Source organism: Flavobacterium sp. GW821-FHT11G01, assembly GCF_058808175.1.
Map to the genome: position 1 here is coordinate 151,619 of NZ_JBXARK010000007.1, position 15,446 is coordinate 167,064.

At 33.3% G+C, this 15,446-nt stretch carries 12 protein-coding genes; 2 read left to right on the forward strand and 10 right to left on the reverse strand.

Annotated elements, in window-relative coordinates:
* Window positions 1-5: 5 nt before the first annotated feature.
* Window positions 6-971, reverse strand: coding sequence for a glycoside hydrolase family 130 protein (locus tag AC1RRN_RS14095; protein WP_492967899.1), 966 nt, complete (start codon window positions 969-971; stop codon window positions 6-8).
* Window positions 972-1,265: 294 nt separating this feature from the next.
* A complete protein-coding gene (locus AC1RRN_RS14100; protein ID WP_492967900.1) occupies window positions 1,266-3,143 on the reverse strand; it encodes a sodium:solute symporter family protein in 1,878 nt (625 codons plus the stop codon).
* Between the two features lie 418 nt (window positions 3,144-3,561).
* Between AC1RRN_RS14100 and AC1RRN_RS14105 the strand changes: the two genes are divergently transcribed.
* Both AC1RRN_RS14105 and AC1RRN_RS14110 read left to right on the forward strand, forming a co-directional pair.
* Window positions 3,562-4,620 (forward strand): sensor histidine kinase, encoded by a 1,059-nt coding sequence (locus tag AC1RRN_RS14105; protein WP_492967902.1) that lies wholly within the window; start codon window positions 3,562-3,564, stop codon window positions 4,618-4,620.
* 61 nt (window positions 4,621-4,681) lie between these two features.
* Window positions 4,682-5,395 (forward strand): LytR/AlgR family response regulator transcription factor, encoded by a 714-nt coding sequence (locus AC1RRN_RS14110; protein WP_492967903.1) that lies wholly within the window; start codon window positions 4,682-4,684, stop codon window positions 5,393-5,395.
* A 199-nt stretch (window positions 5,396-5,594) separates the two neighbouring features.
* On the opposite strand, the gene nagB is transcribed toward AC1RRN_RS14110, so the two are convergent.
* From nagB to AC1RRN_RS14150, 8 genes are all read right to left on the reverse strand, one after another.
* Window positions 5,595-7,508, reverse strand: a complete 1,914-nt coding sequence (nagB, locus tag AC1RRN_RS14115) for a glucosamine-6-phosphate deaminase (protein WP_492967904.1) — start codon at window positions 7,506-7,508, stop codon at window positions 5,595-5,597.
* Window positions 7,509-7,754: 246 nt separating this feature from the next.
* Window positions 7,755-10,169 (reverse strand): TonB-dependent siderophore receptor, encoded by a 2,415-nt coding sequence (locus AC1RRN_RS14120; protein ID WP_492967905.1) that lies wholly within the window; start codon window positions 10,167-10,169, stop codon window positions 7,755-7,757.
* A 305-nt stretch (window positions 10,170-10,474) separates the two neighbouring features.
* Window positions 10,475-11,242 carry a methyltransferase domain-containing protein gene (locus AC1RRN_RS14125; RefSeq protein ID WP_492967906.1) on the reverse strand — a complete coding sequence of 256 codons (768 nt, stop codon included), beginning with the start codon at window positions 11,240-11,242 and terminating at the stop codon, window positions 10,475-10,477.
* 45 nt (window positions 11,243-11,287) lie between these two features.
* On the reverse strand, window positions 11,288-12,490 hold the full coding sequence (locus AC1RRN_RS14130) for an MFS transporter (RefSeq protein WP_492967907.1): 1,203 nt from the start codon (window positions 12,488-12,490) through the stop codon (window positions 11,288-11,290).
* A 62-nt stretch (window positions 12,491-12,552) separates the two neighbouring features.
* Window positions 12,553-13,134, reverse strand: a complete 582-nt coding sequence (locus tag AC1RRN_RS14135) for a TetR/AcrR family transcriptional regulator (protein WP_492967908.1) — start codon at window positions 13,132-13,134, stop codon at window positions 12,553-12,555.
* Window positions 13,135-13,219: 85 nt separating this feature from the next.
* Entirely contained in the window at window positions 13,220-14,305 is a 1,086-nt protein-coding gene (locus tag AC1RRN_RS14140; protein ID WP_492967909.1) for an NAD(P)H-dependent flavin oxidoreductase, read from the reverse strand.
* A gap of 22 nt (window positions 14,306-14,327) precedes the next feature.
* Entirely contained in the window at window positions 14,328-14,810 is a 483-nt protein-coding gene (locus AC1RRN_RS14145; protein WP_492967910.1) for a nuclear transport factor 2 family protein, read from the reverse strand.
* Window positions 14,811-14,889: 79 nt separating this feature from the next.
* Complete coding sequence (locus AC1RRN_RS14150) at window positions 14,890-15,348, reverse strand: cupin domain-containing protein (RefSeq protein WP_492967911.1); 459 nt, start codon at window positions 15,346-15,348, stop codon at window positions 14,890-14,892.
* Between the last annotated feature and the right edge of the window lie 98 nt (window positions 15,349-15,446).

Below are 15,446 nucleotides of genomic sequence, written 5' to 3' on the forward strand. Positions count from 1 at the left end.
TTTTTCTATAAACTGTTATCTTTTGTAAACTGCACCACTTCGCTTAATTTACCAAATGCTATAGCCACAACTGTATCAGCAGCACCATAATAAACAGCCAATTTATCTTCTTCTGTATCGTGCAAAGCAGCGCAAGGAAATACTACATTTGGTACATCTCCTACCATTTCATAAAGTTCTGCTGGTCCTAATAAATAAGGTTGTGTTCTGTATTTTACTTTATCCGGAGAATTGACATCTAAAAGTGCTGAACCCATTGCATAACGGAAACCGTTGCAGGTATTGATAACACCGTGATAAATCATTAACCAGCCTTCGTTGGTTAGAATTGGAATTGGTCCCGCTCCTACTTTTGTACACTGCCACGCGCTGTCTTCAAACGGAGTTGGTTTCATTACCAAACGGTGTTCTCCCCAATATTTCATATCCGGGCTGTAGCTGATCCAAATATCTCCAAAAGGCGTATGACCGTTATCACTCGGACGGCTTAACATCGCGTATTTTCCGTTAATTTTCTGTGGAAACAAAACTCCATTTCTGTTGAACGGTAAAAAGGCATTTTCACATTGAAAAAACTCCTTAAAGTCAAAAGTATAGCCAATTCCGATTGTTGGTCCGTTGTATCCATTACACCACGTAATCCAGTAACGATCTTCGATAAAAACAACACGAGGATCGTATTTGTATGCCGATTCGATCATTTCAGTATTTCCTGACTGCATTACAATTGGTTCATGATTAATGTCCCAATCGATTCCGTTTTTACTGAAACCAGCAAAAATATTCATTTGAACTGCTTTATTATCGCATCTGAAAACACCTGCAAAGCCATCTTCAAAAGGAACAACTGCACTGTTAAAAATACTGTTTGACGATGGTATAGCATATCTCTCTATAATAGGATTTTCAGAATATCTCCACATTACATCGTTGCTGTTTTCGGGTCTGTCTTGCCAAGGAATAGTGCTCATCTTTTTATATATTGTTTTGTTGTTTTTTATTTATTCTTTTCTTTAAAAACACATAGAAACATAGATGCTGAAAAAAACATAGCTATGTGTGGAAAACTAGTTTTTCACAATTGAAGTTCTATGTCCTATGCGTTTAATATTTTTTTATATTCTATAATGCTTTGTTCTCAATCTTGTCGTCCTGAGGAACGAAGGATCACACTAGAAGCTCCGCAATCTATATCGCCAATCTTTGTCGAGTTTCGTGTGTGATCCTTCGTTCCTCAGGATGACAAACTGTGAGTACTATCTTATCTAATCTTCAATTCTTCTCACCTTATCCAGCCACGTAAATTTCAAAATTGTTGTCGTCACTAAAAATACTACAAGTGCCATAATCGCTTTTGGATAATCTCTTATAACGAAGTATATCGGAAGTAAAATCATACTCGACTGCCATACAATTCCGATAACACAATTGAGCATATCTTTCCAGAAATCATTATTCTTTTCGAAACTCTGATCTTCTAATTTTAATGTTTTATAAACCGGGCTCCACCATCCCCACGGCCTAACATTGGCATAGAAAGATCTTAACACATCCATATCAGTTGGTTTGCTTAAGAAAGTTCCCAAAAGACAACCTAAAATAGAGAAACCAAATATTACCGGAAATAAGTAAATAGCCTGTACTTCTGACAAATCATATAAAAATGATCCTTGTGTAAAAGTTCCTTTATACTGTCCTAAAACGAACTGTAAAGAAGCGACAATTAAACCCGCAAACATTCCCCAGAAATAACCCCAGCCGTTAAAGCGCCACCAAATCCATTTTAGAAAATTGGCTGCTACATAACCTCCATACAAAGCGCTGGTAATCCATAAGGTTAAGGAATTGATAGAATCTGCAAAGAATCCCATGAAAACTCCTAAACCAACCACCACGAAAGAAGAAATCTGGCTCACCTTAATATAATGTGCATTGGTTGCAACCGGTTTGAAGTATTTTTTATAAATATCATTTACAATATACGCTGGTCCTGCATTTACAAAAGCCGAGAATCCGGACATAAACGCCGCCAATAAACCCGCAAGTAAAAGTCCTTTTATTCCGACTGGTAAATATAAATTAACCACTTTAGGCATTAATAATTCTAAATCGGCTCCGGTTAAACCTGTATTCGCATTTAATTCCGGTGCAAGATTGATCAAAGCAATTACCACAATTCCTGTGATTAATAAATATCTTGGAATGAACAAAATCAAGTTGGTGAAACCGCTCATATAAGCTGCTTCTTTTACTGATTTTGTAGAGAGAATTCTTTGTAAATCATAACTCGGCGTTGGTCCGGCAACACTGGCAAAGAAGCCTTTAAACAATGTCATGCCGATAAAAGCTCCAAACATTTTATAACCTTCAGAATCAATTAAATTATTGAAGGTCTGAAACTTTTCACTCCATTGGGTTTCAAACTGCCATCCGAAGAAAACATTTTTCCATTCTTCCGTAATAACTGAATTAATCTGAATATCTGTATAATTCACAAAAGCATAACCGGCGATCAAAACACTGGCAATAATCATAATTAAATATTGCACTACTTCTGTTGCAACAACAGAAAACATTCCGCCTTTAACCGTGTAAATTGTAGTTAAAAATATAATTATCAAAGCATAAGATCGCTCTGATGTCAATAGAATTAAATCTCCATATTGAAGCGTTAAATCCCAGGGAAGAATAATAGTGATGAATTTCCCGATTCCTTCAAAGAAATAAGCGATAAAACCAATTGTAGAAATGATGGCAAAAATAGCCACAATAATATGCGATGCTTTTCCGGCTCTGTCGTTTCCAAAACGGGTTAAAATCCATTCAGAACCTGTCATTACTTTTGATCTTCGAATCCAGACTGCGAGGAACATCATTACAAAAATCTGATTCCAAATTGGCCAAAGCCACATAAACATGAAACTTTTTACACCATATAAAAACAGAACGCCAATCATCCAGGAAGTTCCTGAAACATCAAACATTCCGGAACCGTTACTTAAACCTAAAAAATACCATTTGATTGTTTTTCCGCCAAGGAAATAATCATCTAATCCTTTTGATGCTTTTCTTGAAATCCAAATTCCTATTCCTACTGAAAGCAGAATATAGGCTACGATGATCGATACGTCAATGATATCCATTAATTTTTATTGTTATTTATTGGTTAGTTAATTTATTTTAGGTTTTTGCGTACTGGTTATTTTTTGGTGAATCGCTATATGGAACTCATTTTACATTGATTTCAGAATCCTGAGGAAAAATTTGTTGATGATGCGATATTGTTTCTTCGTTAACATGATTTCATTATTTTATACCTAGATTGATTTAGTGAAGAAAACGGGATTTAAAAAAATCTTACCGACTTTTATTTTTGTACACTTTTATTTTACAACTTGCAATCAGAATTGGCAATAAAATAAAAGACCGATTTCTTCAGATAAAAACAATCTTAATTTAACTCTAAATCTAAACAAATTTGATTTTTAGGAAAACTATTTTAGACGGACGACATATAAACGAAGATAAACATCAAAAAAAGTCACAAAAAACACTCTTATTATGAATTTCAGTTCTGGCAAACTTTATCGTATACCGCTGCGTTATCATGTCCTTTTTTGGCTTACTTACTTTTTATTTAACACTTTTCGATGGGGAAGTTATTTTGACGATTACTGGTATTCCTTAAAAACAAATTTGCTTGGTTTTCCTATTCATATGACGTTATGTTATTTGAATATTTTGGTTTTTATGCCTTTTCTGGTTTATAGAAAAAAGTACATCTTGTATGTACTCGCAATTCTGTCTTCTATTTTCCTGATGGTTATAATTAAATACAATCTTACCTATTTATTAATAGCACATAATGTTTGGCCCGAAGGACCAGAAGTTATAACCAAACTGACACTCAATTATACCATTGAAATGATGATGGGAGAATTATATGTTATCACTTTTGTGGCAGCAATTAAAATAACCTTCGATTTTTTGAAAGAACAAAAAAGAGTTACCGATCTTGAAAAATCACAATTAGAAACAGAATTACTTTTTTTGAAGTCTCAAATTTCTCCGCATTTCTTCTTTAATACGTTGAATAACATTTATTCTTTATCTGTAGAAAAATCAAACAAAACACCAAAAGTCGTTATAAAACTTTCTGAATTAATGCGTTACATGCTTTATGATACCAAAAGCAAAAGACAAACATTAGAAAATGAAATACTCTGTATTCAAAATTATCTGGATCTGGAGCGCATTAGAAATGATGACCGATTAGAAGTAAATATGTCTATTTCAGGAGATATTCATGATAAGGAAATTGCTCCCATAATTTTATTGACTTTTATTGAAAACGCTTTTAAACATGGTGTAAACAGAAACACAGGAAAAGTAATAATTAATATTGATTTTAAGGTAAAAGACGATTATCTGCATTTTACGATTTCTAACCCAATGCCAGAAATTACGCAACATACAGACAATTTTAACCAGTCAAGTGGTATAGGAATTGAAAATGTAAAAAAAAGACTTGAATTAGGTTATAATAAAAAGGAATACAAACTTTCTTTTAAAAATAAAAAGAATATTTTTGTCGTGAAGCTTAAAATTAAAGTCGCTTAATACAGCTTAGTTTAAAAAATACCACTAAAATTATTTCGCTCAAAAAATAATATTTATAAAGATGAAAATAAATTGTTTAATCATAGATGATGAACCATTGGCAATTAATGTCATTAAAAATTATTTAGAGCCAATTGAAAATTTTGAGGTAATAAACACTTTTAGTAATCCAATAGAAGGTTTAAATTTTTTGAAAAATAATACTGTTGATGTGATTTTTCTGGATATTAATATGCCTGTTCTTGATGGTATCAATTTTATAAAAAGCCTCGAAAATCCACCTTTACTTATTATTACCAGCGCTTATAGCCAATTTGCAATCGAAACTTACGAATTAGATGTTTTAGATTATCTGGTTAAACCGATTGAATTTCCGAGATTGATGAAAGCTTTAAACAAAGTAAGTAAAAGACTTGAAAATAAAAACAATAGTCCGCAGGAAATCAATCCAGAAAGTCCATTTATTTTTGTGAAAATTGATAAAAAGAGAATGAAGAAGATTTTCTTTAATGAAATTTTAGTCATTGAAAGCTTAAAAGATTATCTGAAAATAAATACCCTAACTGGCAAGTACATTATTCACAGCACCTTATCAGATTTCACCGATTTACTTCCCGAAAGAAATTTTTTAAGAATCCACAGATCGTACACCATTGCCATTGACAAAATCGACGCCGTTGAAGGAAACAGTATTGAAATTGAAGGCCTTAGGTATGTAATTGGCAGATCGTATATGGAGCATGTAAAACAAAGAATTTTGAATTCTTCTATTTAAAACAAAGTCGCCAATCTTTGTCGAGCCACTAGTGTGATCCTTCCTTCGTCAGGATGACAAGATCGCGCAAAACTTCTAACATTTCACGTATAACATTTAACAAATAAAAAAATGCAGCCTTACCAGGGCTGCATTTTCAAGTTGGTAACTAACCACCAAATAAACCACATGAAAATAGTTTATTATATTTTTAATCAATCTAGAAATAATAACGTTTAAAAGCTTCGATAGCCGAGTAATCTGCTAATCCTAAAGCGTGATATTTTTCAGCTGTTAATCTGTTTCTGTCTTCTACTCTTACCCAGAATTCTCTACTGTCATCTCCCTGAAACATAACGCCGTCTTTTTGTGACTGGTGATAGAAAATAGCATGACGTTTTTTAAGCACCTGATCCGGACTCATTGGAACCGCCATTTCAATTTGGTACGATTCCCATTCATGCCACGCTCCTCTGTACAACCAAACCCAGCAGTCATCCATATAACTTTTGTTTTTTAATCGTTTTAAAGCTTCAAATAAACTGTCCAGACATACTTTATGCGTTCCGTGTGGATCTGCTAAATCTCCGGCGGCATAAATTTGGTGTGGTTTAATTCTTTCGATTATATCACACATAATTTCGATATCTGCTTCGCCAAGATTATTTTTCTTAACTGTTCCGGTTTCATAAAAAGGAAGATCCAGAAAATTTACATTTGAATCCGGTAATCCTAAATAACGTGTAGCGGCGAGAGATTCACTTCTTCTGATCAAACCTTTTAGCTTTCTCACTTCTAATGAATCAATATCATTGCTTTTTTTGTTTTTCAAGAAGTTGATAATATTTTCAGATTCCACTGAATTGCTATTCAACGCTTTTGAAATCTCAGCAAATTTTAATGCTTCTTCATTTGAAACTGCAATATTTCCTGAGGTTTGATACGCAATATGAACATCATGCCCTTGCTCTACCAATCGGTCAAAAGTTCCTCCCATCGAAATAACATCATCATCCGGATGTGGACTAAAAATGATAATTCTTTTTCTTTCCGGAGTTGCACGTTCTGGTCTGTACGTATCGTCTGCATTTGGTTTTCCTCCCGGCCAGCCTGTAATAGTTTGCTGCATTTTATTAAACATCTTAATGTTTAAATGATAAGCAGTACCTTCTTCAGTCAAAACGCTCGACATTCCGTTATCGTTATAATCTTTGTCAGTCAGTTTAAGGAAAGGCTTTTGAGTCAGTTCGCTTAACCAAGCCACAGCTTTTAATTTTAATTCTTCTGTCCAGATTACCGATTTTACTAACCAGGGCGTTTTTACTCTCGTTAATTCTGACGAAGCTTCTGTATCTAAAACAAATGTAGTATTGTTGTGCTGTTGCAGATAAGTTGCCGGTACTCTTGAAGAAATTTCGCCTTCAATTGTCTTTTTAATGATTTCAGCTTTACTGATTCCCCATCCTAACAATACAATTCTTTTGGCATTTTTTACAGTGCCAATTCCCATTGTAATGGCTTTTCTGGGTACATTATCAATACCTAAAAACGAAGATGCAGCATCAACACGGGTAAGGTGATCCAATGTAATACTTCTGGTTCCTGAATTTACGTGAGATCCAGGTTCATTAAATCCAATATGACCAGTTCTACCAATTCCTAAAAGTTGAAAATCAAGTCCGCCGTAATCTTTAATTTTCATTTCATAGTCAATACAATATTGCTGAAGATCTTCGGCACTCACATTTCCGTCAGGAATATTAACATTTTGAGGAAGAATATCAACATGATTAAAAAGATGTTCATGCATAAAGTGCCAGTAACTCTGAATATTGTTTTTATCCATTGGATAATATTCATCTAAATTAAAGGTCACCACATTTGCGAAACTCAAACCTTCTTCTTTATGAAGTCGTACTAATTCTTCGTATACTTTTATAGGTGAAGATCCTGTTGCTAACCCTAAAACACAAGGTTCGTTCAGCTCTTCTTTTCTCTGAATAATGTTAGCAATTTCCTGAGCTACTAATATCGAAGCTTCCTGAGATGATTCAAAAATTACATTATGAATCTTCTCAAAACGGGTTTCTTCAAACTTTCCTGCTTCTTTAAAATTGATGGTTTCTTTAATCATTTGTGTGTTGTCATTTAATTAATCAGGATAAAATTATGTATTACATATTCTAAACAATTAAAAATTCGACAGATGACTTGTAACCTTCGGCAAAAAGCATAAATAGAAACTTAAAGAAATACGCAACAACAATAAAATCTAAAAATCAGCTTGTTATTATTGATAAAAATAAAAAGGGATTAATTCATTTGTGATGAATTAATCCCTTTTATGTATTCTTAGATAATCTTAACAGCAATAAAAAACCTAAAATTTAAATGTCACATTTGCGGTAACACGCGTTGGATTTTGGGCTGCAAGCCTGTAAGACCAATATTTTTCATTTGTTAAGTTGTCAATTTTAAGACCAATTCTATATTTTGGCTGATCATAAAAAAGAGAAGCATCTAAAACCGTATAAGACGGAATTGAGAATTTAAAAGTCGTTGTGTTGGTCTGATAATATTCACTTCCGTAAATACCTCCAAAACCAATTCCTAAACCTTGCGCGCGACCCGTTACCAGTCTGTAACTTGCCCATAAATTAGCTGTTCTCGGAGATCCTGCGGTAGCTGGTCGTAAACCCTGAACACTTGCATTGCTCTTTTCGTATTTACTATCATTATAGGTATAACCTGCCACAATATTTAATCCTGAAATTGGATTGGCAATCAATTCGGCTTCAAAACCTTTACTAACCTGCGTTCCATCCTGAATTGAATAGTTAACATGATCCGGATCATCACGTGTTATGTTAGTCACGGCAATGTCATAATAACTTAGCGTAGCTGATATTTTATTAAGATCAAATTTAAAACCACCTTCCCATTGATTCGCCTGATTTGGTTTGAAAGTATTACCATTGAAATCAGAACCAGAAACATTACTAAATCCATTCATATAATTACCAAAAGCTGCTACTTTATCTTTTACAATTTGGTACACTACTCCAAATTTTGGAGAAACCGCAGTCTGATTATAATTTCCAGCAATAGAGTCCTTGCTAGGATAATAGGTACCGTGATTCTCATATTTATCAATACGAACACCACCCATTACTAATAATTTGTCGGTTACATTTAAAACATCAGAAACATAAGCGCTATAAGTATCTTCATCGTTAGATACAAAATTGGTAAAAGTAGCATTGGCAAACATTGGTTCTACTTTTTGGATATTAAAATTATCATAAGCTGCACCTGGCTTCTTATAATCCATTGCCGGCATATTAACTATCGCATCGTTTCTTGTAGCACGTAAACTGTAAAAATCCAGACCGGCTACTACTCTGTTTTTCAGCTTGCCAATATTAAATTTTCCAATAAAATTTTGCTGAATATCTGTTCCATAAAACGGTGATTCCTGATAGGTTACCTGTTGTCTTAAAGTTGTAGCAGACCTCATTTGCAAAGCGACTACATAACCATCAGATGACGATCTTGTTCTTGATAAAATAGTTTGAGAAGTCCATTCATCAGACATTTTATACATTAACTGTGCAAAAATATTGTATTGCTGACTTGTATAATTGATGGTGTTATTGGCAAAAGATAATTTATAAGGAATATTAAGTTCCTCAATACTGCTTTGTGTATTTGCTACCACAAACGGAGCCAATCTGGTTGGCGAAGTTGCTTTGTACATACTAAATTCTGCATCGATTAAAAGTGTTAACATGTCATTGATTGCGTATGAGAAACTTGGTGCAATTGAAAAATTTTTGTTGAATCCGGCATCCTGAAAACTTCTTTCGCTATGCAAAGCCGTGTTGATTCTGAACAAAGCTGTTTTATCCTCATTTAGTGGCGTATTAACATCAAAAGTTAATCGGTTTAAATCCCAACTTGCTGCAGAATAGGAAACTTCACCTTTAAAAGTATCAAAAGGCTTTTTCGTAACACGATTAAATAAACCTCCAAATGATGATAATGTACTTCCAAAAAGTGTTGCAGATGGTCCTTTGATAACCTCAATACGCTCTAAATTGGAAGGATCAATTGTAGTGTAAGTAAAACTTCCAACACCGTTTCTAACTACTTGCGGAGTTGGAAAACCTCTTGACATAGAAGTCGTACGACCCTGATTTCTCACTTCGGCGATACCGGCTCCGGGAACATTTTTAAAAGCACTATTGTAATCTGTTACAACCTGCTCTTTCATTAATTCCTTACTTACGACGATATAAACTTGTGAATTTTCAATGTTTTTTAAAGGCATTTTGGCAACATCAAAACTCTCTTTTTTGGCAAAACGATTTCCTCCTGTACGAATTACTACATCTTCCAGATTTTGAACAGATGAATTTACTTTGATATCAACTGAAACCGATGGAGTTTGTTCTGTGATTTCAACAGTTTCTGTAGAAGATTCATAACCAGACATGGTAACTTCTAAAGTATATTTTCCGAATGGTACTTTTTTAAACTCAAAATTACCTGCCGAATTCGTTACTGCGTTCTTGTTTAATTCGATTAGTTTCACAATTACACCCTGACTCGCATTTCCGTCATTTGTAATTACGCTACCCGAAATTGAGCCTGCAGCTGATGTCTGAGCCATAACAGATCCAGAAGTAAATAATAGAGACATCAGTAGCAAAAGTGCTGATGCCGTTTGTAAACCTGCTATTTTTTTATTTGAAAATTTTATAAAATCGGAAATTAATAGTAATGGTATTTTCATGCTTTATATTTATTTAAACTGATTCTAAATTAAAGCGCAAAAGAACAATATATTTTGAAATATATCAAGAGGGAATTGTTATTTTTTAAAATAAATTCAGCTTAAAATTATATACAAACACTTATTTATAGTTTTCCTTACAGACATTTTTGATCAGCTTAATTTCATCGAGTTGAGCAATAATTGAATTTATTATTGCTTGAAAAAGAAGAAAAAATATTTTCAATTTAAGTTACTATTTATTTGACCCAACCATAAAAAAAAAAGAGCTCCAATGAAATTTGAAACTCTTTTTTTAATTTTTTTTAATCTTTTCTTCCGTAAAGCAATACTCTTTTAAAAGAATAAATTGCTGGAAGTTTCGGAAAATGTATTGCTATTCTTTCTTTAAATATTTTTATAAAAAGTGCTGCCTGATCTGCTTCAAGCTTTTCTATATAAGGTATCAGGGCAGAACCTGAAATAAAATTATAAAGAGTTTCATGATCATTGGCAATTATGGGATATACTTTTTGCTGAAGCTGAAGATCCTGAAGTCCGCCGTCAAAAAGAATTTGCGCGTAGGCATCAATACTTAAAACCGGTGAATCTCTTTTATATCCATTTAAATAAGATTTAAAAGGTTCTTCATCAACTAATTCAGAAAGAATTATATTGAGTTTGTTTCCTGGCTGAAAAGGCATTTGTACTGCAAACTGTCCTTTCGGATTAATCAATTCGATCAATTTAGGAAACAATATTTCATGATCATCCGACCATTGCAAAGCAGCGTTGCTAAAAATCAAATCCCATTTTTCGCCAGAATTTATTGTTTCTTCTGTAGTTGCTTTACGAAAATGCAGATTATTGGTTTCTAACGATTTTGATTTTTCTAACATTTCTGCAGAAGAATCAACACCAAGAAAATTGGCATCTGAAAATCGATCTGCCAAAATAGCTGTTTGTTCACCAGTACCGCATCCTAAATCAATTGCTTTCATTTCATCCATCGGTTGAATAAAATCAATTAAATCATAAAAAGGCTGATAGCGAATATTTTTGAACTTATTATATATTTCGGGATCCCAAGGCATCTGTGTGTGTTTTAATAAAATTGTGTTAGTAGCTAATGTACAAAATTATTCAGTTGCAACATGGAGTGCTCTATATCTATTGAAAGCCATAAAAATTAAAGCGATAATTAAGATCAAAGATATGTTTGCAAATCCAAGCAATAATTGACTTTTAACGGCATATAAATTAACGAATCCATAGCTAAAAACAGAACTTACCATGTATGTAGCACCACCTGTAAGTCCGCTTGCTATACCTGCATTTTTTGAAAAGCGGCTTAGGCAATAACCGTAAATAATATTAAATATAAAACCTCCACAAACATTTAGTCCCATTGTAAAACCAATAACAGTATAAATATTACTCACAAATTGTGATGTAAAAATCATTAATAATACTAAAGTAAGCTGCAGAGAAACGGCGATTGTTACTTTTTTTACTAAAGGTTTATGGATAAGAGATTTGGCAATAATTCCACCAGTCATAACAGATAAACCAGACAATAATGAACTATAACCTGTTGTAATTGCAGAATAACCAAATACACGTTCAATTATAAAAGGACTAACTAAATTGTATATCACGACTAATCCAAAACAAATACCAAGAACTACAATTCCTAATGTAAAATCTGCTGTTTTTAGCATACCTGAATAGGTTTGTGCAATAGATTTAAATTTAAATGGATGAAAATATTTTATAGTTTCTCCACTATATAGAAGTTCCAAAATCAAAAAAAGTAATGATAGTCCGCCAAGAAAGTAAAAGTTAGATCTCCAGCCGAATAAACTTTGCAGATAACCTCCTAAAAATGGAGCCATGATAGGCGCACAAGCCCAAATGATAGAAAACAAACTGATATAACTTTTTAATTTGTCACCAGAATACAGATCTACAAAATAAGCACGTTTCGAGACTACAATAAAGGCAATTGCAATTCCCTGAATTACACGCATGGCATATATAACATAGATACTTGGTACAAAAGCAATAACAAAACTTGTTACTGAAAAGACAGCCAATGAAGCAATACTGATTTTAAAACGTCCAAAACTATCCAATATACTGCCTATAAAAATCTGGCTTACACCCAAACTGAACATAAAAAAAACTAATGAAAGCTGAATGGCGCCTGCCGAAACATTTAAATCTTTTGCCATGGCAGGAAGTGATGGCAAATAAATATCTGTTGCAAATCCGGATAACGGTATAAGTGCCAGAGCTAGTAACGTGCTGAAACCTTTATGGTTTTCTTGTAAATTTTTCATTTTGTAAAATTAATTATTAATAAAATAGACCGATTGGTCTAAAATTGTTTAAAAAAAATATGTTATAAAACATATCTTTCAAATTCATTTTTGATGCTATCTACTACGATATTCATTTGATCATTATTCCCTAATACTTTTCGACACAAAATACCGCCTTCTATCATAGCAAAAGCTTTAATACTAAAATGTCCGGGGTTTATTTCTGCGGATAATTCTTTATTCTGAATCCCCCCTTCAATTATAGTATAAAACCTTTTCTGAGCTGAAAGAATTGCTTTTTTTACCTGTTCTTTCATCATCGGATTTGTATCATCGGCTTCTACTCCAAAATTTAGAATTGGACAACCTTCTAACATGTTTTTGCCATTGCCATAAACATCCAGTAAATTAAAAAGTTTTTCTTTTGCAGATTTCCCTTTAGAAACAGCTAAATCTAATTTGGAGGCTAACTGTGTTCTTAGATATATAAAAGATTCCATACAGATTTCCTCTTTATTCTCAAAATTACCGTAGATACCGCCTTTAGCCAATTTTGTAGCCTGCATAATATCACTCAATGAAGTCCCTGCCATGCCTTTCTTATTAATAAGAGGCGCCGACGTTTCAATTATAAATTGTCTAGTTCGTTCTGCTTTACTCATGATTTCCAAATTCTACACTGCAAATATAGACCGAACGGTCTTTATTTTGCAACTATTTTAACTTTTATTTAAAAAATGCTTATTATCAACCCTTTAAATCATCAAAATAAGATGTTGTTTCAGTGATTAACGCCTGCATTAATTCGGTGGCTTTAGTATGTTTTAAAATGGGTGCAATTTGTCCTCCCCAAAATAAAATCATATCCCATTTTTCCTGATCTAATGCTGCTTTACGCAATGGTGACATAAAAGTTGTTTGCAATGGAAATGGTAAAATATTTGCTTCTTTACCAATAAGTTCTTTAGCAATTCTACTGGTTATTCCACGGCCTAATCTTCCGGTATAAGCTCGTGACAAAGTCGAATATTTAGCTGCATCTGAGAACAACATTTCTTTATGAATGGGTAACGCATTCGATTCATCAACGGCTAAAAAAGCAGTTCCGATTTGGGCTGCACTTGCTCCCAAAGCTAACGCCGCCGCAACTCCTTTTCCGTTTGCAATTCCACCCGCTGCAATTACCGGAATTTTTACTTTTTCACGAATTAATTGCAATAAAACAAAAGTTCCGTTTAAAGAGCTTTCTGCCGAAGCTAAAAAAGAAGGTCTGTGTCCACCAGCTTCAAAACCGGATGCGATAATCATATCGACACCTGAGTTTTCTAAAAAAATAGCTTCGTCTAAAGTGGTTGCTGCTCCAACAGTTACAATTCCTAATTTTCTACATTGCTCTAAAACATCAGCAGGCAACGCTCCAAACATAAAACTGAAAACTTTTGGGCGAATATCTAAAATTACTTCCAATTGATTTTCGAATCTGGATTGAAAGGAAGCTGGTTTTTCTGGTAACGGGATTCCGACTTCATCAAAATAAGGTTTGAATAACGCTGCAGCTTTATTGAATTGTTCGTCTGATAAACCCGATTCCGCAATATCATGATCTGAAACCCACAGATTAATGTTATAAGGTTTATCAGTTGCGGCTCTTATTTGCTTATCGATCTCAAAAATTTCCTGAGGTGTCATTGTATACGCTCCGTAACCTCCAAGTCCGCCAGCATTTGAAACGGCAGCTGTTAATGCCACAGAGGATAGATTACCTCCAAATGGTCCTTGCAATATTGGATATTGAATTCCAAGTAATTCTGTTGCTTTTGTATTGTACCACATCACTTTAAATTTAAGTTTAAATTTATTCCGTTACGTTAGTCAGCATTTTATTGACAATATACCATTTGCCATTAATCTTATGGAAAGATAAAAAATCCCGATAATTAAACTCGTACATTTTTACATTAATCTCCGCCATCGCAATTGAATTTACGATTTTTATATTCAGAATTTCACCCTTAAAAGGTTTACCCGAATCTTTCGGACTTTGTCTGTTTTTCACACCATTTAAATAAAGGTCTGCTGTTTTAAAATACGGCTGTCCGTTTACATCTCCATATACTAATGTTCCAGGATAAAAAATAGTTTCTAACAGTATGGCATCTCCTTCATAAATGCCTTTAAAATAATAATTTTCTATTGCATCTGTAATAGCTTCTGTATCTGAATTATGAGTTTTCATTGTGTTATTGTTTTGTGCTTTCATGGCCTGTGTATTATAGAACATAAAAGCGATTAATAAAATTACTTTTAATACCAACAATTTTGATTTTTGTAGTTTCATGATTTTAAAGTTTATAATTACACTACAAATTTCAAAAGAAACAGCGAGAAGACTACGTGATCTACATCACTTTAAATACTTATTTAGATTTTACTCTCGGATCAAATTGCTTATCCAGATATTCTAAACCAAGTGGGCCTATGGCATATACCTGAGTAATATAATCTCCTGATTTAGCAAGATGAAAATGAGGAGTGTTTCCCGGTAATATTATTACTGAACCAGGAGGATAGGCTTGTAATTTATTTTCATCGTACTTGTCTCCTATTCCAATATAAAAAACGCCTGAAATTACCGTATAAATCCTGTCTTCCGGATGTACATGTGGCATTATTTTTTCGCCATTGGGCACCTTTACCCTAACAATAAAGGGTTCCGCTTTAGTTGGATTACCTACTAAAATGGCCAGTTTTACTTTTTCAGGAAAAACAGGAAATGATTTCCAGACTATATTCTCCGAATTGATAAAATTAAATTCTTTAGAACTTAGTCCCTGTGCAGAACTCAGGTTAGTACCAATAAAAATAAAGGATAGCATTAAGATGCTGTTAAAAAACATATTAGATCTCATAATGAACCTATTTAAATTATTAAAAAAGATTTGGTACAGCTGCTTTTAAAACCATACCAAATCAT

What these genes read in the sequence shown, in the direction of transcription:
- nagB (WP_492967904.1), bottom strand. Translation starts at nt 7,508, where the DNA reads ATGATTAAAGAAACCATCAATTTTAAAGAAGCAGGAAAGTTTGAAGAA.
- AC1RRN_RS14150 (WP_492967911.1), bottom strand. Translation starts at nt 15,348, where the DNA reads ATGCTATCCTTTATTTTTATTGGTACTAACCTGAGTTCTGCACAGGGA.
- AC1RRN_RS14135 (WP_492967908.1), bottom strand. Translation starts at nt 13,134, where the DNA reads ATGAGTAAAGCAGAACGAACTAGACAATTTATAATTGAAACGTCGGCG.
- AC1RRN_RS14095 (WP_492967899.1), bottom strand. Translation starts at nt 971, where the DNA reads ATGAGCACTATTCCTTGGCAAGACAGACCCGAAAACAGCAACGATGTA.
- AC1RRN_RS14120 (WP_492967905.1), bottom strand. Translation starts at nt 10,169, where the DNA reads ATGAAAATACCATTACTATTAATTTCCGATTTTATAAAATTTTCAAAT.
- AC1RRN_RS14125 (WP_492967906.1), bottom strand. Translation starts at nt 11,242, where the DNA reads ATGCCTTGGGATCCCGAAATATATAATAAGTTCAAAAATATTCGCTAT.
- AC1RRN_RS14140 (WP_492967909.1), bottom strand. Translation starts at nt 14,305, where the DNA reads ATGTGGTACAATACAAAAGCAACAGAATTACTTGGAATTCAATATCCA.
- AC1RRN_RS14130 (WP_492967907.1), bottom strand. Translation starts at nt 12,490, where the DNA reads ATGAAAAATTTACAAGAAAACCATAAAGGTTTCAGCACGTTACTAGCT.
- AC1RRN_RS14145 (WP_492967910.1), bottom strand. Translation starts at nt 14,810, where the DNA reads ATGAAACTACAAAAATCAAAATTGTTGGTATTAAAAGTAATTTTATTA.
- AC1RRN_RS14100 (WP_492967900.1), bottom strand. Translation starts at nt 3,143, where the DNA reads ATGGATATCATTGACGTATCGATCATCGTAGCCTATATTCTGCTTTCA.
- AC1RRN_RS14110 (WP_492967903.1), top strand. Translation starts at nt 4,682, where the DNA reads ATGAAAATAAATTGTTTAATCATAGATGATGAACCATTGGCAATTAAT.
- AC1RRN_RS14105 (WP_492967902.1), top strand. Translation starts at nt 3,562, where the DNA reads ATGAATTTCAGTTCTGGCAAACTTTATCGTATACCGCTGCGTTATCAT.